This is a genomic window from Paenibacillus sp. NPDC058174 (assembly GCF_042883865.1).
Classification (GTDB): Bacteria; Bacillota; Bacilli; order Paenibacillales; family Paenibacillaceae; genus Pristimantibacillus.
On sequence record NZ_JBHVUY010000002.1, the window covers coordinates 780,469 to 799,068 of the forward strand.

The window sequence follows — 18,600 nt, forward strand, 5'->3', positions numbered from 1 at the left end:
TTTGGGCTAGAGCAGCCCAATAATATCGTTATATGTTGAATAAAGCCGTTTTCCTAATTAGGAGAACGGCTTTGTTTGTTTCTTCTATTTCTCCAATAAAGAAGATCTCTTCGCTAACGCCCGATGGTCAATGCTAGGAAGCTGCAATTTTTAATAGATTACTAGATGCGGCCAATGGTAAAATAAGTTAGTATGCTGAAGAAGACTCTTTCAACAGAGAATGGGGATGAAATCGTGAAAGTACGCGGGTTATTAATCGGCCTTGCTATTCTATTAGCTGTAAACGTTGTGTGGCCGGGCGATTGGAAAAGAATTGCTTGGGCGCAAGTAGGTCCTTCAATCGAAATGACAGAGTTCGCCGAATGGCCGGACGATCTGCAACTGAATTATTCCGCTTTTGCAAACGGGGTGTCGGACGGACATCATATATGGATGATCCCTCAGGAGGTGAATCAAGTTGTTAAGCTTGATCCGGCCACGGGGACAATGACGGGCTATGGCAATTGGCCAAGCGGGTTTACGAAGGGCAACGGGGCATTTAGCCAAGGGATCTTTGTCAATCAGTCGATATGGATGATTCCTTCACTTGCCAGCAGCGTTATTCAGTTGGATACGGTGTCAGGGACGATGACGAAGCATAATAATTGGCCGAGTACTCTTACCGTATCAAGCAGCGCATTTTCCGGTGGCATCTATGACGGCCGCTTCATATGGATGGTTCCGTCTACCGCCAATCAGGTGGTGAGAGTAGATCCGACAACCGGTGAAATGACAGGTTATGATGATTGGCCGGATGATTTTACTTTAACCAATATGCTTTTTCCGGCGGCGTGTATGACGGCCGGTACGTATGGCTGGTGCCTAGTACAGCCAACCAAGTCATCAGGCTTGATCCGGTGACTGGAGATATGACCGGCTATGACGGCTGGCCTAGCGGGTTCAATAAGACAGGCTATGCTTTTGGCGGAAGCCTGTATGATGGCCAAAACGTATGGATGTTTCCTTACTCGAGTAATCAGATCGTGAAGCTGGACCCTCAGACCGGTGAGATGACGGGGTATGATAATTGGCCAAGCGGTTTTGATAAAAGCCGCAATTTTTTGAGCAGCGGGGCGTTTGACGGCCATCATATCTGGTTAAAGGGTCAGAACGATTCCAATCTGATTAAGCTGGATCCTGATACCGGGGATATGATGACTTATAACAATTGGCCGGCTGGTTTTAATGGCAATGGCAATTTTAGTGTGGACTATATCGATAGTGAGCTGTGGCTCATTCCCAAAACGGCAAACCGGGTAATTCGGGTGTCCAGCTTGCCTGTACTGAAGTCTGCCGCTGGGGGAGACAAGAGTGCTGTTCTGACCTGGGAGCCGGTGGCCGGTGCAGTGAATTATAAAATTTATCAAAGCTTGACCCCAGGCGGCGGAGGATCGGAAGCGGCTGTCGTTAGCGGTTCGTCAGTGAGCCATACGGTGACGGGCTTGGACAATGGCGTTACGTATTATTTTACGGTTAAGGCGGAGTACTCGTCACATCTGAGCGGTTCTTCTAATGAAGCTAGTGTTACCCCTTTATCCGGCAATGCGGATCTGAGCAGCCTCATATTGTCCGGAGCTGCGCTGAATCCGGCATTTGAAGCTGGAACAACGAGCTATACGGCAGCAGTGGGAAGCGATATCGGACAAGTCACTGTAACGCCGGTCACAACGGATGACGGGGCGACGGTCAAAGTTAATGGAACGGCTGTTCAAAGCGGCAGTGCGAGTGAGCAGCTGCTATTAAATACAGGTGCCAATACCATTACGGTTGAAGTGAAGGCGGCAGACGGTTCATTAAAAGCCTATACGGTAACATTGACGCGAGCTGCGCCTCCTGTAAGCGGCGGCGGAGCGGGAACTGCGCCGGTCAAGCTGTACATTGATTTGAACGGGAAGGCAGTCGACCCCTCCACGTTTGATTTAACGAAATCCTCCGTTACGCTGGAGGCTGAGCCGGTAAAGGGCAGCGTCTATGCCAGCCTCCCGGCAGCCGTTCTTAAGGAGCTTGCAAGCCGGAACTCATCTTTTATCATTGAAATAAAGGCTCCTTATGGCAGCTATCGCATACCTGTAAATTTGGCGTCGATGATCTCAAACTTGAACGAAGTTCGTACAGCAAACGGGCTGGCGATGGAGGATATGGGGTTCAAAATCAGTTTGACGGACTCATCCGCCAAACTTGAATTGGACTCCAAGCCGGCATCCGGATTGCCGGGCGGTAAAGCGTTAGGCGCTGCCGTCGATTTCCGCATAGCGATTGTAAATGCCAAAACCGGGGCCGTTATTGGAGCAGCGGATTCGCTTAGCGAGCCATTGTCCAAAATATTGGCACTGTCTGAGGATATGCTCAATCTTCCAAAACATTGGGGCGCATTCCGCTATAACGAAAAGGCGGGGAAATTTGAATTTGTATCCGCCACAAAGCTTCAGCTTGGCAGCGGAGCGTGGGCGGTGCTTGTTAAGGATGATGTCAATGCCAGTGGCGTTTACCTCGCTGCCGGCAACGAGGTTACGTTCACTGATATCAGCCGTCATTGGGCGGAAGCCTACATTGGAACGGCTGCGGCTAAAGGGCTGGTCAATGGCATTGGCAGCGGGCTGTACGCTCCAAACAGAGGCGTCACGGCGGCCGAGTTTACGATTATGCTTAACCGGGCATTCGGTGATACAGAAGCTGTGAACAGCGGTCTGCCAGCCGGACGGGTATTGACGCGGGAGGAAATGGCAGGTATGCTGGCGGCAGCTATTGCTCCGCTGCAAACTGCCGAAGCGGGTGAAGATGACACTCGTTCGCATCAATTTACAGATTCCGGTGCGATTGATCAAAAATACGCGCAGGCCGTACAACGGCTGGCTGATTTGAATATTATGACAGGAACGGGCGGGGATTTGTATCGTCCTAAGGAGCAGACGACGCGAGCCCAAGCAGTTACAGTAATCATTCGGGCGCTGGTTCAACTGGGCCGAATCGACGAGTTGACTTGACCCCCCGGCGCCGATGAATATTGGGAATTGAAAGCAGGCGATTTTCGGGCATCTGTGGAAAGAATTAGCGTCAGGAGGGTACGGGGATCGATGGCAAGCGATAAAATTACCGGTTATAGAGTCATATTCCGCATGGGCAGATTCAATATGAATGTATATATGAAGCCAGAGTATTATGAGAATTGGAAAGATGTTCGGGATAAGAAAATAAAAGATGTGAGCATCGAGGAAGTGACGATGCATGCGAACCAATTTATCGGATAAGTAAGAGTCTGTGGTAATCGGTTGATTAGGGAGGAACGCATTTATGAATCGTACCGCTTTGCTGGTCATTGATGCTCAAAACGACATGTTAGCGGAAGGAAATGCTGTGTACAATGCCCGTTCCGTTCTGGATCATATGAAGCAGCTATTGGCGGATGCGCGAAAAAGCGGGACTTCGATTTACTATATCCAGCATAACGAGCCGCCAGAAAGCGGCCCATTGGTTAGAGGGACACAGCCGTGGCAAATTCATAGCGAACTGACTCCTGAGAACGATGACGCTCTCATTCATAAGACGATGCCGAATGCTTTTGACGGTACCGACTTGCACGAGCATCTCCAACAGTTGGGGATTCAACAGCTTGTCTTGGCGGGCATGCAAAGCGAATATTGCGTGGAGGCGACGTGCAGAGGCGCCGTTGAGCTGGGTTACACTGTTACACTCGTTAAGGATGCGCACAGCACCTGGGACAGTGGGGGAAATACAGCGTCAGCCATCATAGATCGCTGCAATAAGGAACTTGGAAGTATTGCGGCTGTGAAAACAACAGAAGAAATATCGTTCGGCAACCTATGAACAAGGTTGAAAAATGATAAAAAACAAGAGGCTGCCTGCGAAGGCAGTCTCTTGTTTTTTATAGAGGGAAAGCCGCACACTGTATGCGGCGCAGGTTGTTTTAGGGGCATTCTGCTTTCCTGTCTTTAGGTTTCACATCTTTAAGGAGGGCGCCGGCACTGTGTGGTCGTAGCAGAGGCCGGGGCTGCCGAGCGGTAATAGCGAAGCTGCTTCGCAAAAGAACGAATCAAAGTTCGTTCTTTTGCTGCAGAATGGCATTTGCAGCGGCTGCAGCGAACCAAATTTCGCTTTTCAAGAACACAGCTTCGCCAATTGCGAAAATCTCTTCGCTAATGTTGATGAGCAGCTTCCAATCCCTGGTTTACAGCCAAATCAGCGAAGTACTCTTCGCTATTTAACGAACCAGGTTCGTTGGAACCGAATCGCGCAGCGATCCGGAAGTATGCAGGAAGGGAGAGCGGAGTGATTCGAGTTCAGGACGATTTTTCGCAGATTCTATCCATCTAACATCGTGAAAGCGATGTGATAATGGAATCAAGAATAGCGGCATGAACCGAATCACGTAGCGACCCCGGAAGTATGCAGCAAGGGAGAGCGAAGTGATTCGAGTTCAGGACGATTTTTCGCAGATTCCATCCATTTAATCGTGAAAGCGATGGGATAATGGAATCAAGAATAGCGGCATGAACCGAATCACGCAGCGACCCCGGAAGTATGCAGGAACCCCGGGGTAACGCAAAGTCCGGCTACTTCACATAAGCTCCAATAAACTCCGATACCTCGCGATCGTACGAAACCGGATCGGTCTTCCGCGCCTGACCGTGACCAGCACCAGGAACGACATAGAGCTTTTTATGCTCCGGTCCATTCTCGTAGAGCTCGTAGACCATGTCAGTCGGTACGAACAGGTCGGCATCACCGTGGATGAACAGCATCGGCTTATCCGTTTTTTTCACTTGCTTCAAAGCGGAAGCTTCATTAAAAGCATAGCCGGCGCGTATTTTCGTAAGCAGGCTGGTTGAGTGCAGCAGCGGAAAAGAGGGCAGGCGATACATCCGTTTCAACTGATACGATAATTCATCTTGTACAGAAGTGTAGCCGCAATCTTCTATAATGGCTTTCACTTGAGACGGAAGCTCCTCGCCGCTGGTCATCATAACGGTCGCACCGCCCATGGAGACGCCATGCAGCACGATTTGAGAGCCGCTTCCGCTGTGATTGAGCACACTTGCGATCCAACCAAGATAATCCTTGCGCTCCGGCCAGCCGAAGCCGATGTAGCGGCCTTCGCTTCGGCCATGACCGCGGGCATCAGGCAAAAGAACGTTGTAGCCGAGCTTCTCGTTATACATTTGCGCCAGCTTGCCCATGGTTGCGGCTTCGCCGGAATAACCATGCGCAATAATGACGGTTTTATCAGTTGGAGCAGGAGCTGCCAAATAATAAGCGTGCAGGTTCAGGCCATCGTCAGAGTATAGTTGCCAATCTTCGAAATGCTGCTTCTCCCACCAGTGCTCGTCCCCGTCGATAACGTCAGCTTCTGCAGCCGCTGCGGTAACAGCGAGATCGGGATTGCCGTTCAGGAAGCTTTTGTCATCCCTTGCAATCGCGACATTGTAGAAATAAAAACTAGCGCCAGTAATAACGATTAATAGAAGAGCTGCAATGGAAATTACCAATTTTAACAACATCCTTTTTAACATACATAACCTCCCTTGTCGGTGAATGGATGCTGCATGTACGCATGCAAGGCAGGCGAACACGAGACCAATTCCTTTGCTGCCGGGGAGACTGTGGCTTGTGATAGCTGATTCTAATCATAACAAGAAGCACCTTCCATGATCAAATGAAAAAGGTGCTTTTGTCCAATTTTTCCGAATCGCTCCACTACTCTTGCCGACAGTCAAAAATGCTTGCTGATATAGGAAATGATGCCAATGAGAGCGAGGGCTGTTAAGCTGATCAAAAGTCTTTTCTCCCAGTAGGTAAGTTTTTTCAAGAGAACCTCTCCTTCAAGAAAATGATCACGAAATACAATAAGCTTCTGATCCATTCCAATCTGTAAAAAAATCCAGCAACCTGTTATCATAAGATGACAACGCTTTAATGGAGGTGCCCAAAGAAATGGAGAAATTTGCGATTTGGCCAGAGGGTACGGTTAATGGGGCTAGTGAAATTCCGTTTTTAACTCCTTATTTGAAGGAATCGGACAAGCCGCTTGCGGCCATTGTCGTGCTGCCGGGCGGGGGCTACGCTTACCGGGCTGAACATGAAGGAAAGCCGATTGCGGAATGGCTGAACGATATCGGCCTGCACGCATTTGTATTGGATTACCGGGTAGCTCCTAATCAGCATCCGCATCCGCTGAATGACGCGAAGCGGGCCCTCCGCATCGTGCGCAGCCGAGCAGCAGAATTCGGTGTAGACCCGGACCGCATCGGCATATTAGGCTTCTCAGCGGGCGGTCATCTTGCCTCTGCTGCAGGTACGCATTACGATGCCGGCGATTCTTCGAGCGCCGATCCTGTGGAACAGGTCAGCAGCAGGCCGGATCTTATGGTATTGTGCTACCCCGTTATTTCATTAGGGGAGCACACCCATCCTGGGTCATTGCTGAATTTGCTAGGCGAGGATTCATCCCAGCAGCAGCGTGATTTGCTGTCAGGCGAGCTGCAAGTAACGTCAGACACGCCGCCGGCTTTTCTATGGCATACAGCTGACGACAGCGCCGTTCCGGTACAAAACAGCTTGATGTTCTCACAAGCGCTTAGCGAGCATGGCGTACCTTACGAATTGCATGTCTATGAGTCCGGGCATCATGGTCTTGGACTTGCTTTTGATCATCCAGAGGCGCATACCTGGACGCTTAATTGTGCGAACTGGCTGAAACGGAGAGGCTTTGTGGACGAGCAGCCAATCGTGGAGCGGCAGCTGCAGGAATAAATCAAATTAACCGGTACTGGCTTTACAAAAGGGGATGAGGGAGAAAACGATGAAAAAGCTTGCGATCTTAGCGTTACTGTCGCTTGTTTTGTTATCCGCTTGCGGCGGAAACAACGGAGGCAGTGCGAAGAATGAACATGCCGGCCACGGCAATGACGGGCATAGCAGTCACGCTGCAAACGGCGATTTGCAGGAGGAGACGGCATCAGCTGCTGTGCTTCCGAAGTTTCTCGACGGCCAAAGCGAGGATATGCGACTGGTGTATCAGGCGGCAGGACAAGCTGCTGATTTGCTGGAGTGGATTCCTTGCTTCTGCGGCTGCGGCGAGAGCGCGAATCATAAGAGCAATTTGAACTGCTTTATCGCGGAGCTGAAAGATGACGGCTCAGTAGTCTGGGACGATCATGGAACGCGATGCGGCGTCTGCCTGAAAATTGCTGCACAGGCCGTTACGATGAAGCAAGCGGGCAAAACAACGCTCGAAATCCGCGAATGGATCGATGAGGCTTACGGGAAAGGTTATGCTAAGCCAACTGATACGAAAATGCCAACAGCTTAAACAGCACAAAGAAGGCAGGAACCTGAGAATGACGGTTCCTGCCTTCTTTGTGTCTGTATATCGTCCGTTTAAACAGCTGCCGTGCTTTCTGCGGTTGCTGTTTTTTTCACCGCATTCTTATCCTTATAGGGCTTAACTGCTGCAGCAAGCAGCGAGAGGCAAAGCGCGATTGCTCCAATAATAATTAAAGTAACTGCGGAGGCAGAGGAGAACGAGCTGCCGCCAAAGTAAAGCACTTCGCGTAAAATTTCGGTTCCGAAGCGAAGCGGAATCCACGAGTACAGCCAATCCTGTGTAAAGGCAGGCAGCATTTGAGACGGTAATGCGAGTATCGGCGAGCCAAAGAAGAAGATCAGAATCATAATCGGCATTCCGCCCAAGCCAAGCCAGTTCAACAGACAGGATTGCATCAGGAAGAAGCAATAGCTAATGAACGTAAAATAAATGCTGAATTGCCAGCTGTCTGCAATCGTCATCCCTAGCGTGCTTTTTGCCAGTAGAAGCGTTGCGCCTAGTGCTACCAGCACATACAGCAGTCCGATAACGGCCTGCGAGACAGCAACGCCTGCGTTGCTAAGTTTGCTTGCAGAGCGGGCTTTGGCAGCAGCCTGGAACGTTAGAATGGATGCAATCATCGCACCGAACCATGCCAAAATGGTAAAAGCGACCGGGGCATTGCCGTTCGCGCTATGTGCGGGTACGGGATGCACCATTTCTGTCTGCAGCGTGATGGGGGAAGCCAGTGCGGCTGCCTGTGCACTATTCAAAACATCACCTTGCGCTTTTACGCCTTCCAGCACCTGTTTGCGCAACTGTTCGTTCATACCCTCGCCGATCTTCGTAATGACTTGGGAGACGAGAGTGGATCCGGTCATGTTCATGCCTTGATTGAGATAAACCTCTACCGTTGCTGTTTTTGGCTGCGGACTGAACAAGGTTGCGATATCGGCGCTGAGCGATTCCGGCAGAATCAGCACACTGTAATATTTTTTATCGTCGAGACCTTGCATCGCGACAGCTTTATTGTCAACCTGTTCCCACTTGAGCGGAGGCTCTGTGCTCTGAGCGGTGGAGGCAGCGGCAGTCATGAGCTGCTGTTCGATCATTTTGCCAATAGCGAGCGTCTGGCCATTAGGCAGCTGCACTTCTTTGTCGAGCGAAACGAGCGCTACCGGCATGTTTTTGGGCACCGGATTGGAGGATGAGCCCAGCTGTGCCAAGCCCATAATAAAAATAACGCCGACCACTAATGCTAACCCGATCCACACTAATTTATTGCGGAGCATGTTTTTTGAACCATTCATCGTTCAGTTCTCTCCTTTTTTCTCTTTAATAAATAATAGACAAAATGTTCATTAAGGATCACAATGTTAATTATAATGATGTGAAGTAGCCATTCAATAATCAATCTCGCTCCATTTGTCGAGTAATCGGCATTTTGAGCTTACTCTGTTTATTAATTTGAAAAAAAGGAGTTCGACTGATGGGAGAAAAAACGGATCTGCGCAAAAAAAGAACGAGAAGGCTGCTTCGGACAGCCTTGCTTGAGCTTGTCGATGAAAGGGGACTCGAGCGGGTTACCGTAAGTGATTTGACCGAGAAAGCGGAAATTAACCGGGGGACGTTTTATTTGCATTACCGGGATGTGCCGGATTTAATGGAGCAGATCAAGCAGGAGGTCTTTGTAGGCCTTACGGATGTGATGAGTCATTTGAATCCGTTGGATTTGATCCGCTACGCGGAGAAGGATCAAATTTATCCGGTTAGCTTGAATGTACTCAACTATTTTGCAGAGCATGCCGATTTTTTCCGTGTCATACTGGGGCCAAACGGAGATGCCCGGTTTCCCATGCGGATTAGGGAGTTTATGACCGAACGAATGTACAATCAGACGTTTATGAAAATAGTAGGCGATCGGGATCCAGGTTTCCCAAAAGAATATTTGATCGCCTTTATGACTTCGGCCAATATTGGCATGCTGACACACTGGATTCGCAGCGGCATGAGCCTCCCAGTCGAGGAGCTGGCTCTGTTGCTGACCCGAATTATGTATCGCGGACCTCTGGCCGTCGCTCGCATCATTGAATAACGAACCAGCCCGGCTTCTTCGGAGCCGGGTTTTTCCGACTGAAGTAAAACCAACTAGTAGCGAACTGCTCCATCGCGAATGCTAAAAAATAAAAGCTGCTGCTTAAGCTCCAGTTATTGCTTAGAACGACGCATGACTGTTGCCATAACTAACTTTTCTCTTAGGCGCAGGCGGACCTTGTGTCTGGCCGGGCTTCACACGACGACGGCCGATCACCTAGTTAGCGAACCTGCTTCGCAAAAGAGCGAATCAAAGTTCGCTATTGGGGTACCAACTGGTGCCAATATAAGCTGCAGCGAAGAAAACTTCGCAACTGGTGAACCTAGCTTCTCCAAAAGCGAAATTCTCTTCGCAAATGCTCGCAAACGCATCAAAAGTGGCAGTCTCACGCATAATTTGCGAACCGGTCTTCGTTAAATAACGAAGTAGCTTCGTTCCCAGTTAATGTTGATTTCCGTGCAGCAGGTCGAAGGGAACTTCAAATGTAACTGTCAAACGAAATAGAGCTCGTGCCGCTAAACCGCTCAGCACTAGCCCCATAGCGAACCTCCTTCGCAAAAGAGCGAATCAAAGTTCGCTATTTGAGTACCAACTGGTGCCCACATAAGCTGCAGCGAAGAAAACTTCGCAACTGGTGAACGCAGCTTCTCCAAAAGCGAAATTCTCTTCGCTAATGCTTGCAAATGCCTCAAAAGTGGCAGTCTCGCGCATAATTTGCGAACCGGTCTTCGTTAAATAGCGAAGCCGGTTCGTTCTGCGGTAAGTCCTTGCTACTTCTTGCAAAAGGTTCAGGCGAAGACTCGGGTGATGGCTAACATTTAGGTTACCGTTTGAAAAAGCGGGTTACTGTTGTTAGAAGGATTAAGGAGTAGGGTGCAAGGCTCTTGCGGAGCTGGTTATACGGTTCTAGGATGAGCCTAGAGTTTCGAGCTCAGATGACGGAGGTGAAGTTTGCAGGTATGGAGTGGTTTCCTGCTGAAGAAATCAGCGGGATTGTACAGTAGTTTAGTTTTAATGGTTCATGTTAAGTAGTTGCACTTAGGCAGAGGGTGAGCGGAGTGTTTCGAGTCCGGGCTGACTTTTCGATGATTCTATTCATTCGTGCATCGTGTTAGCGATGGGGGGAAATGGAATCAAGAACGGCAGCACGGACCGAAACACGCAGCGATCCCTAATGTTGTAAGCGTGCTAGCGGACCGAAACACGCAGCGATCCCTAATGTTGTACGCATACGGGCAGCATACTACAAAAAAGACTGCCGAGAAACTCTCGGCAGCCTCTTACTCTACAACCCCACCAACCCTAGCCCTTCATCTTCCGAGCCTTCAGCCAAAGCGGAATCCGGAACACCAGATTGATGAACAGCACGACGAATACAAGCACCGCCGCCGCCTTCTGAGCAATTTGCTGAGCATCAGGAACGATGGCTTCCGACTGTACATACCAAAGGTGAACGGCAAGCGTAGCGCCCGGCGAGAACAAATTAAAGTCCCACATTTCGCCTGACGTCGTTACGCCGGCTGTCAGAATGATAACGGCGCTCTCGCCGAATGCACGTCCAGCCACGAGGCAGATACCGGTGACGATGCCTGTCAGTGCAGCCGGGATCAGCACGCGAGTGATCGTCTGCAGATGCGTGCCGCCAAGAGCGAAGGATGCGCTTTTGAGCTCCTTCGGCACAGCACGCAGTGATTCCTCCGTTACCCTTACCAAGACGGGCAGGTTCAGGAAAGCCAGACTTACCGCTCCGCCGAGGATGGTCAATCCGATCTGGAAATATTCGACGAACAACGCAATGCCGAACAAGCCGAAAATAATCGATGGAACGGAAGCCAGCGCTTCTACGCAAATACGCACGAAGCCGATCAATTTGTTGGCTGGTGCAAATTCGGCCAAGTAGATGCCGGCAGCCATGCCAAGCGGAATGGAAATGACCAAGGAAATGAACAGGATGTAGAAAGAGTTGATCAGCGTAGGGCCGATGCCGCCGCCTTCATCAATCTCGCTTGGCAGTCCGAACAGAAAGTCCCAAGTCAAATTGGGAAGGCCCGCTTCCAAAATAAGAAATAGCAGACCGAAAATGAACAGGATGGCTGCCGCACCTACAACCCAGACGAGCAGCGTGAAGATGCGGTTGTTCAAACGGTTCATTTTACCGACGCCTTGGAAGGGGTTAGCTGTTGGTGTTGTCTTCATCCTTGTACCCCCTTGCGTTGCAGCCAGCGAACGGTAGCAATCATCAGAATCGAAATAACGAGCAGCAGGAAGCCCATCAAGTAAAGGGCATAGTTCCACGTTGAATCAAATGGAACGTTGGAAATTTGCATAACGATGTTACTTGTGAGTACCGATGTCGGCTTCAACAAGCTGTCTGCAAGCTGAGCCGTATTGCCGATAACCATAACGACAGCCATCGTCTCGCCGATTGCACGGGCCATTCCTAGAATGACAGCATACATAATACCGCTGCGCGCGGAAGGAAGAAGTACTTTCCATACGGTATGGAAGCGGGTAGCTCCAAGAGCGTAGGAAGCGTCGCTATATTTTCTCGGTACCGCGGAAATCGCGTCATCGCTAATCCGGCTGATTGTCGGCAGTACCATGATTGTCAAGACAAGTGCAGCTGCCAGAAGACCGTCGCCCATGCCGCTGCCCGTTACATTGCGGATCATCGGGATGAGAACGGTAAGACCGAGGTAGCCGTATACGACGGATGGAATGCCTACGAGCAGATCCAGTATCGGACGCAGCGCATTTTTCAGCCAGCCAGGTACGAACACGGACAAGAAAACAGCAATTGCAATGGATAGCGGAACGCTGATGAGCAGTGTTAATGCTGTTAAAGCAAACGTTCCGAAAATAAAGACTAACGCGCCATACTGTTCATCCATCGGATTCCAGTTGGCAGACAGGAAGAAGTCCGCTAATGAAATATCACTGAACGTTAAAACACCTGTACGGAACATAAGAATGAGAATAAGGAAAAGAATAAGGCAGACGAAGACTGCACTGGCAATACATATGTAACGGAACAAACGGTTCATGGCAAACAGTCGTTTTTTACGGTCGAACGGCTTGCCGCTTCCGGCCATAATACTGCTGCCAAGATCCGATTGCTTTGGGGCAGCGACGGACGATTCTAACATTTTGGGTTCGGCTCCTTTGGATAAAAACAGCCGGCTTCGCGCCTTACGCGCAAGCCGGCCGCTCTTTCCTTCTTATTTCATTGCGGAAATCGGAATGAATTTCAGCTTTTTAAGCGAACCGTTTTGGAATTTCGCACTTTGTACATAAGCGATGAATTCCTTTACAGCGCCTGTAGGCTGGCCTTTAGTCATGTAGTAGCCGTAGCCCCATACTTTGTATTTGCCGTTGATTACGTTAGCTTCAGTTGGAGCAACACCGTTAACGCTCAAAGCTGTCATTTTGTCTGTTACGTAGGCAAGGTCCATATAACCGATAGCGTTCGGCGTAGTTTCGATAGCCGTCTTCATATCGCCGCTCGTTTTTACTTCTTTGTAGTTGTCGCCTTTAGTCATGAAGTCTTCGCCAGCAAGCGCTTTGTCTTGGAAGTTAACGCGTGTGCCGGAACCGAACGTACGGTTTACAACGATGATTTCAGCATCTTTGCCGCCAACATCTTTCCAGTTCTTGATTTTGCCGGAGAAAATGCCTTGCAGATCCTTCGTCGTCAGGTTCGATACGCCAACGTTTTTGTTCACGACAGTCGCGAAAGGAATAACAGCAACTTTATGTGCAACTTGACCGTCGAATTTTTTGAAGCCAGGAACGTCTTTCGTAGCATCCCAGTCTACTGCGCCGATATCAGCGATACCTTTGCGAACCGCTTGCGGGCCTGTAATCGAACCGGCAGCGGATGCGGAGATTTTAACTTTCGGATTCGCTTTTTTGAATTCATTAGCTGCTTGAAGCGTCAATGGAAGAAGTGCGGAAGAGCCATTGATAACAATTTTGCCTGAAAGTTTGCTTGCTGCGTCTGCAACATGCACGGAGCTGAAGCCAATTACAGCGATAAGCGCTGCGATCGTAATTTGTTTAAACCATTTCATTGCATTTTTCCCCCAGATAAATTATTTTGTGATCGTTGTGAATTTGCCGTTGATTGCTACTGCAAGCAAGCCGTTGCTGATAGCTGCAAGCTGACCGTTATTCGATACGATGATTTCGCTGACGCCGTCCGATACGCTATGTAAAAGAGTAGCTGCGCCAGTTGCGGCATCGATGTTGTAAATAGCGTTGCCTTCGCCTTTGGCAGTAAGCAAGTACAATTTATTGCCTTTTGTTACAAGCTGGTACACGTCTTGCTCGTTGAACAGCGGTTTTACCGTTTTGCCAGCGATGTCCACAACTTCAAGTGTACCTGTGCTGTTAGCGTCGTCGCCGAGGCTTACGAAATATGCCTTCGAGCCGTCTGCAGAAATTTGCGTGAAAGCTTTATCCGTTTTATCGTTAGTCAGTTGAACCGGCTTGTTGTCGGCTTTCGCTGCATCATAGAAGTAGAGCTGCGGTTCTGTGCCCGTAGCGTCGATCGCCACGTCGTCCAAGCTAACGTCTTTACCAGCATCGGCTGTAACTTTAGGCTGTTTGATAACGGTGAAGGCAAATTTGCCGCCGTCGGAGGATACGCTCAGATCAGCCTTGTAGTCAACTTTGTCTTCCAGTACTTTTGTTACTTTGCCGTCAGCCAGATCTACTTTAGCGATAACGGAGTTTTTGTCGCCTTGCAGGAAGAACAATGCGGAACCGTCAGCGGACCATTGCAGTTCGTTTTTAATCGAGCTGTCCGTGCTGGCTTGAACCGTTTGTTTTGTAGCAAGCGTAATTACATATACAGCACCGTTCTCGTCGGTATAAGCTGCTTTAGCGCCGTCATTCGAGATTACAAGGTCAGAAGTATTGGAGGAAGCAAGCAGCAATTCGCTGCGGCCTGTCGCTGTATCGATCAGGTAGTCTTCACGTCCGCCTTCGATGGATTTCGATGCAAGCAGTGTAGAGGAATTGATCCATGCGGCTTGTTCGATGTCAGCAAGCAGTTTAATCGAAGTGACTACATTGCTTCCTGCTACATACGTTGCGCCAAGCTTTTCAAGCAGTGCTTTTGGCTCTGTGAACGAATTGCCGCCAACAGACGTAATCGCGCTGCCCGTCAGGGTTGCACTTTTGTGATTCAGTTGAACTTTGATCACGCCTTTGGAAACATTGATCTCAGCTCCGATTGCCAGGGCAATGTCACGCACCGAGACGAGTGTTATCCCGCTCTTGTTGATCGTGCGGATTGCAACTGCTTTGCCGTTTACGGTAAAGGTTGCGTTCTTGATTTGCAGTGCCTGCTGGTTTTGCGAAGCTGCATTCGTTTGTGCCATTACCGGTGTTACGGCTGTTGTTCCAATTGCCGCTGCCAGCATGGAGATGACCACTACTTTTTTCATTTGCATCGGTTTTCGTCACCTTTCTCGATATCGATCTCTTAATTCAAAATCAGTTTAGCAGTCGATTATTATCCCATTATTTAGAATTTGTAATGATTTCGTAAATAAATGTGGGAATGTAGTCCTTCTTTCAGAATCGAAATTGCTTCGAATGGCGGATGGCAAAGGTTAATTTTTACAGTCAAATGTTACCTAATGAATTGGCTCTTAAAGACTAAACGCTTGACAGCAAAGGATATTTATTATATCTTTAATTCAAGATAATTGTTGATGGGGAGGTGAGCGGATGAAGGAAACGACAAATGATGAGCAGCAGACGGCGCTGAAATTGCTGGTTGTGTTGTCCAAATCGTTTAAGAGTGTTATGGATGTTGCGGTTAAAGATATTAAGAGTTACGGCTTGTCCTCTACCGAATTTGGCATATTGGAAGTGTTGTACGCGAAAGGCCGCATCCCGATTCAGCAGATCGGCGATAGAGTATTAATTACGAGCGGCACGATGACGTATAATATCGATAAGCTGGAAAATAAGGGCTATTTAAAGCGTGTGCCATGCAGCCATGACCGGCGGGTGACGTATGCGGAAATTACGGACGTTGGACGGAAGCTGTTCGATGATATCTTCCCTCAGCATGCGCAGCGGATTGAGACGGTAATGAACAGCTTGACGCTGGAGGAACAGAAGCAAGCTATTGAGCTGTTAAAAGTATTAGGCAAAGGAGCCGCCGGAAAGTAGTCTCGGCGGTTTATACCGACCCTATATCTTGAATTGAAGATAACTATTAATATATTAACATAAATAAGGAGATGGATTCTCATGACAAACACTGCAGCATATCGCGAAATTGAAGGCGTATTTCAAGGCTCCCCGTTTCATATGGTAGGCGACGGCTTTCGCGTATCGAATTATTTTCCGGGAGGCAATTCATTCGAGCAGCGTATTAGCCCGTTTGTACTGCTGGACTACGGCGCTCCGGTTGAATTCCCTCCAGGCTCCGCGGTGAAAGGCATCGGCGCTCATCCGCATCGGGGATTTGAGACCGTAACGATCGCGTATCAAGGCCGGATCGAGCATCATGACAGCGCCGGCAATCACGGCATCATCGGTCCTGGAGACGTACAGTGGATGACGGCAGGCTCCGGCGTGCTGCACAAAGAATACCAGGAGAAAAGCTTCTCTGAGCAGGGCGGCGTCATGCAAATGGTTCAACTCTGGGTTAATTTGCCGCAAGCGCACAAAATGACAGCGCCAAGCTATCAGGAGCTGATGTCCTCTTCAATGGGAAGGATTGAACTGCCAGGCGGTGGAGGCAGCGTACGGATCATTGCTGGTGAGTACAATGGGGTTCGGGGACCGGCAAGCACTCATACACCGCTCAATCTGTTCGATATTGCTTTCAATAAAGGCGGGCAAGCAAGCTTCACGCTGCCATCATCATACAATGCGGGATTGATTGTACTTCGCGGTGAAGTCGTCATTAATGAACACAAGTCTGCTGCGGAAAATGATTTTGTTCTCTTCCGGAACGAAGCCGGCGAGATCCGGATTGAGGCGCTGACGGAGGACGCCCTTGTACTCGTATTAAGCGGTGAACCGATCAACGAGCCGATGGTTCAGCGCGGGCCGTTCGTTATGAACACCGAGCGGGAAATTACGCAAGCCTTCCACGATTTCCGGACCGGCGCTTTCGGCAATCCGAATTTTTAATGTCGGCAAGGCCCCGGCTGCCTCTTGTGCAGCAGGGGCTTTTTCGTTTGAACGCCTTTATTGAAACTGCTATCATTAGGAGGTTCAATACCGCGCTTGATTTGGAGGCGACCGTTAGATGTATCGCATATTTATAATAGAAGATGATGAGAAGATCGGCGGAATTTTAAAAGCGAATATGGAGAAATACGGCTTCGAGGTGCGGCGGGCAGAACGGTTTAAGGAGCTGCTGGCTGAATTTATCGAGTATGATCCGCATCTCGTGCTGCTTGATATTAATTTGCCTTATTTCGACGGATTTTATTGGTGCAGGCAAATCCGTACGCGCTCCAACGTGCCGATCATCTTTATTTCGGCGCGCGCCGGAGAGATGGATCAAGTGATGGCCATCGAGAATGGCGGCGACGATTATGTAGCCAAGCCTATCCATCTGGATTTGCTGATGGCAAAGACGAGGAGTGCGCTTCGCCGTGTTTATGGTGAATATGCGGCAGCAGCTGGCGGACTCGGCGGTGGCAACGGCAATGGAGATTTGGAGGCAAATGGACTTATTCTCTATCTGAGCCGCAATGAGCTGGAATGGCAGGGCAAGCGGGTTGAGCTGACGAAAAACGAGCTGCTGCTCGCGGAATGCTTCCTCCGCAGGCCGGAGCAGGTCGTCACCCGCGAAGAGCTATTGGAGGCGCTGTGGGATGACGTGCAGTTCGTCGATGACAATACGCTGACAGTCAATGTTACAAGGCTGCGCAAAAAGCTTGAGGAGCTTGGCATCGTAAAGGCAATTGAGACCGTTCGCGGCCAAGGCTACAAGCTGATTTTGCCGGATATGCAGAGAGGAGCCGGGGCATGAGCTGGAAAGGTTATTTATGGGATCGTAAAATTATGATTGCCTTTTATTTGGGATGCATCGGAATTGCTTCCGTTCTGTTTCTGCTAGATAAGCTGCGTTATGCGGAGCAGGCCGATCCCGGCTTGCTCTATTATTTTATCGAGCTGGCGCTGCTGCTTCTAATTGTGGGACTTGCCATCGATTATCTAAGGCAGCGGGCGTACTACAAACAGCTGACAGAAGCGCTTCAAAAACCGGCATCGCTAAATGATTTGACACTTGTGAAATCAGGGATATCGGTGGAGCAGAAGGCGGTGCAGCAGCTGCTTGAAGCGCAGCACAGCGCTTATATGACCGAGCTTAACAAATACCGACGCCAGCAGGAGCAGCATAACCACTTTGTCATGCAATGGGTGCATCATATGAAAACGCCGGTGTCGGTCATCGATCTGCTTGCGCAAGAAGGAAGGGAGCCGCCGCTGAGCGGGGAGAAGCAAGCAGAGCTGCTGACGAGCTTGCGGGAGGAGACCGACCGGTTGACGCGCGGACTGGAGATGATGCTGCATACCGCAAGATTGGATAAATTTGAGCTCGACCTGCATCCTCGGCAGCTGCAGCTGCATGAAGTTGCACGAACGGTCATCAACGGGCATAAAAGGCAGTGCATCCGCTATTCGATCTATCCGAAAATCGAAGGGGAAGCTGCCGCTGAGTCGGATGAGAAATGGCTGACGTTCGTGCTGAATCAGTTAGTCAACAATGCAATTAAATATGCCAAACGCAAGCCGGGCGACAAGAAGCTGACGATTCGGATAGTTAAGCAGGATAATACCGTCAGACTATCGGTCGAGGATGAAGGCATCGGCATCGAGCCGCAGGATTTGCCGCGTATATTCGATCCCTTCTTCACTGGCGAGAACGGGCGGGCCGTTGAAGAGTCAACGGGTATGGGCCTTTATTTAGCCAAGCAGGTGTGCGGGCGGATGGGGCATGAATTGTCTATGGAATCGCGGGCAGGCGAGGGAACGACGGCAACGGTATCCTTTTACCCGGATGGCATTCACCGGTTTGGGTGACAACATTGTAAGGTTAGCCGTCCCGCATGAAAGGGAAATCGATGGGAGCAGGTGTGCTCTCAAGGATATACTATTCATGCAA

The 18,600-nt window shown here is 49.7% G+C and carries 17 protein-coding genes; 11 read left to right on the forward strand and 6 right to left on the reverse strand.

Annotation, left to right across the window (positions count from 1 at the left end; all coding sequences use genetic code 11):
- Positions 1-192: 192 nt before the first annotated feature.
- The 4 genes from ACFVVF_RS15070 to ACFVVF_RS15085 all read left to right on the forward strand — a co-directional run bounded on the left by ACFVVF_RS15070 (position 193) and on the right by ACFVVF_RS15085 (position 3,864).
- Entirely contained in the window at positions 193-900 is a 708-nt protein-coding gene (locus ACFVVF_RS15070) for an NHL repeat-containing protein (RefSeq protein ID WP_387810803.1), read from the forward strand.
- A complete protein-coding gene (locus ACFVVF_RS15075) occupies positions 831-3,023 on the forward strand; it encodes an S-layer homology domain-containing protein (RefSeq protein ID WP_387810805.1) in 2,193 nt (730 codons plus the stop codon). Before ACFVVF_RS15070 ends, ACFVVF_RS15075 begins: the two co-directional genes overlap by 70 nt.
- A 90-nt stretch (positions 3,024-3,113) precedes the next feature.
- Positions 3,114-3,287, forward strand: a complete 174-nt coding sequence (locus tag ACFVVF_RS15080) for a hypothetical protein (RefSeq protein WP_387810808.1) — start codon at positions 3,114-3,116, stop codon at positions 3,285-3,287.
- A gap of 43 nt (positions 3,288-3,330) precedes the next feature.
- A complete protein-coding gene (locus ACFVVF_RS15085) occupies positions 3,331-3,864 on the forward strand; it encodes a cysteine hydrolase family protein (RefSeq protein ID WP_387810811.1) in 534 nt (177 codons plus the stop codon).
- 746 nt (positions 3,865-4,610) lie between these two features.
- On the opposite strand, the gene ACFVVF_RS15090 is transcribed toward ACFVVF_RS15085, so the two are convergent.
- Positions 4,611-5,567, reverse strand: a complete 957-nt coding sequence (locus tag ACFVVF_RS15090) for an alpha/beta hydrolase (RefSeq protein WP_387810814.1) — start codon at positions 5,565-5,567, stop codon at positions 4,611-4,613.
- 421 nt (positions 5,568-5,988) lie between these two features.
- Here ACFVVF_RS15090 and ACFVVF_RS15095 point away from each other — a divergent pair, with 421 nt between their 5' ends.
- The gene (locus ACFVVF_RS15095; protein WP_387810817.1) at positions 5,989-6,807 is read left to right on the forward strand and encodes an alpha/beta hydrolase; all 819 of its coding nucleotides are present in this window, start codon (positions 5,989-5,991) and stop codon (positions 6,805-6,807) included.
- Between the two features lie 49 nt (positions 6,808-6,856).
- Complete coding sequence (locus ACFVVF_RS15100) at positions 6,857-7,366, forward strand: PCYCGC motif-containing (lipo)protein (protein ID WP_387811514.1); 510 nt, start codon at positions 6,857-6,859, stop codon at positions 7,364-7,366.
- 68 nt (positions 7,367-7,434) lie between these two features.
- Here the strand turns inward: ACFVVF_RS15100 and ACFVVF_RS15105 are convergent, their stop codons facing one another.
- Entirely contained in the window at positions 7,435-8,670 is a 1,236-nt protein-coding gene (locus tag ACFVVF_RS15105) for a YhgE/Pip domain-containing protein (protein WP_387810819.1), read from the reverse strand.
- Between the two features lie 179 nt (positions 8,671-8,849).
- Between ACFVVF_RS15105 and ACFVVF_RS15110 the strand changes: the two genes are divergently transcribed.
- Complete coding sequence (locus ACFVVF_RS15110; RefSeq protein ID WP_387810822.1) at positions 8,850-9,455, forward strand: TetR/AcrR family transcriptional regulator; 606 nt, start codon at positions 8,850-8,852, stop codon at positions 9,453-9,455.
- A 1,302-nt stretch (positions 9,456-10,757) separates the two neighbouring features.
- Here ACFVVF_RS15110 and pstA read toward each other — a convergent pair.
- From pstA to ACFVVF_RS15130, 4 genes are all read right to left on the reverse strand, one after another.
- Positions 10,758-11,651, reverse strand: a complete 894-nt coding sequence (pstA, locus tag ACFVVF_RS15115) for a phosphate ABC transporter permease PstA (protein WP_387810825.1) — start codon at positions 11,649-11,651, stop codon at positions 10,758-10,760.
- Positions 11,648-12,601, reverse strand: coding sequence for a phosphate ABC transporter permease subunit PstC (gene pstC, locus ACFVVF_RS15120; protein WP_387810828.1), 954 nt, complete (start codon positions 12,599-12,601; stop codon positions 11,648-11,650). Before pstC ends, pstA begins: the two co-directional genes overlap by 4 nt.
- A gap of 72 nt (positions 12,602-12,673) precedes the next feature.
- Entirely contained in the window at positions 12,674-13,525 is an 852-nt protein-coding gene (locus tag ACFVVF_RS15125; protein ID WP_387810831.1) for a phosphate ABC transporter substrate-binding protein, read from the reverse strand.
- Positions 13,526-13,546: 21 nt separating this feature from the next.
- Positions 13,547-14,905: a hypothetical protein gene (locus ACFVVF_RS15130; RefSeq protein ID WP_387810834.1), complete on the reverse strand. Its 1,359-nt coding sequence runs from the start codon at positions 14,903-14,905 to the stop codon at positions 13,547-13,549.
- A 286-nt stretch (positions 14,906-15,191) separates the two neighbouring features.
- Here ACFVVF_RS15130 and ACFVVF_RS15135 point away from each other — a divergent pair, with 286 nt between their 5' ends.
- The 4 genes from ACFVVF_RS15135 to ACFVVF_RS15150 all read left to right on the forward strand — a co-directional run bounded on the left by ACFVVF_RS15135 (position 15,192) and on the right by ACFVVF_RS15150 (position 18,518).
- The gene (locus tag ACFVVF_RS15135; RefSeq protein ID WP_387810840.1) at positions 15,192-15,641 is read left to right on the forward strand and encodes a MarR family winged helix-turn-helix transcriptional regulator; all 450 of its coding nucleotides are present in this window, start codon (positions 15,192-15,194) and stop codon (positions 15,639-15,641) included.
- Positions 15,642-15,722: 81 nt separating this feature from the next.
- Positions 15,723-16,613: a pirin family protein gene (locus ACFVVF_RS15140; RefSeq protein ID WP_387810843.1), complete on the forward strand. Its 891-nt coding sequence runs from the start codon at positions 15,723-15,725 to the stop codon at positions 16,611-16,613.
- 118 nt (positions 16,614-16,731) lie between these two features.
- The gene (locus tag ACFVVF_RS15145) at positions 16,732-17,463 is read left to right on the forward strand and encodes a response regulator transcription factor (RefSeq protein WP_387810845.1); all 732 of its coding nucleotides are present in this window, start codon (positions 16,732-16,734) and stop codon (positions 17,461-17,463) included.
- Entirely contained in the window at positions 17,460-18,518 is a 1,059-nt protein-coding gene (locus tag ACFVVF_RS15150) for a sensor histidine kinase (RefSeq protein WP_387810848.1), read from the forward strand. Before ACFVVF_RS15145 ends, ACFVVF_RS15150 begins: the two co-directional genes overlap by 4 nt.
- Positions 18,519-18,600: the final 82 nt, after the last annotated feature.

Bases quoted from the DNA above. Each gene is read 5' to 3' on its own strand.
- ACFVVF_RS15070 (WP_387810803.1), top strand. From the start codon at position 193: ATGCTGAAGAAGACTCTTTCAACAGAGAATGGGGATGAAATCGTGAAA.
- ACFVVF_RS15145 (WP_387810845.1), top strand. From the start codon at position 16,732: ATGTATCGCATATTTATAATAGAAGATGATGAGAAGATCGGCGGAATT.
- ACFVVF_RS15135 (WP_387810840.1), top strand. From the start codon at position 15,192: ATGAAGGAAACGACAAATGATGAGCAGCAGACGGCGCTGAAATTGCTG.
- ACFVVF_RS15090 (WP_387810814.1), bottom strand. From the start codon at position 5,567: ATGTTAAAAAGGATGTTGTTAAAATTGGTAATTTCCATTGCAGCTCTT.
- pstC (WP_387810828.1), bottom strand. From the start codon at position 12,601: ATGTTAGAATCGTCCGTCGCTGCCCCAAAGCAATCGGATCTTGGCAGC.
- ACFVVF_RS15095 (WP_387810817.1), top strand. From the start codon at position 5,989: ATGGAGAAATTTGCGATTTGGCCAGAGGGTACGGTTAATGGGGCTAGT.
- ACFVVF_RS15130 (WP_387810834.1), bottom strand. From the start codon at position 14,905: ATGAAAAAAGTAGTGGTCATCTCCATGCTGGCAGCGGCAATTGGAACA.
- ACFVVF_RS15110 (WP_387810822.1), top strand. From the start codon at position 8,850: ATGGGAGAAAAAACGGATCTGCGCAAAAAAAGAACGAGAAGGCTGCTT.
- ACFVVF_RS15150 (WP_387810848.1), top strand. From the start codon at position 17,460: ATGAGCTGGAAAGGTTATTTATGGGATCGTAAAATTATGATTGCCTTT.
- pstA (WP_387810825.1), bottom strand. From the start codon at position 11,651: ATGAAGACAACACCAACAGCTAACCCCTTCCAAGGCGTCGGTAAAATG.
- ACFVVF_RS15080 (WP_387810808.1), top strand. From the start codon at position 3,114: ATGGCAAGCGATAAAATTACCGGTTATAGAGTCATATTCCGCATGGGC.
- ACFVVF_RS15140 (WP_387810843.1), top strand. From the start codon at position 15,723: ATGACAAACACTGCAGCATATCGCGAAATTGAAGGCGTATTTCAAGGC.
- ACFVVF_RS15105 (WP_387810819.1), bottom strand. From the start codon at position 8,670: ATGAATGGTTCAAAAAACATGCTCCGCAATAAATTAGTGTGGATCGGG.
- ACFVVF_RS15125 (WP_387810831.1), bottom strand. From the start codon at position 13,525: ATGAAATGGTTTAAACAAATTACGATCGCAGCGCTTATCGCTGTAATT.
- ACFVVF_RS15085 (WP_387810811.1), top strand. From the start codon at position 3,331: ATGAATCGTACCGCTTTGCTGGTCATTGATGCTCAAAACGACATGTTA.
- ACFVVF_RS15100 (WP_387811514.1), top strand. From the start codon at position 6,857: ATGAAAAAGCTTGCGATCTTAGCGTTACTGTCGCTTGTTTTGTTATCC.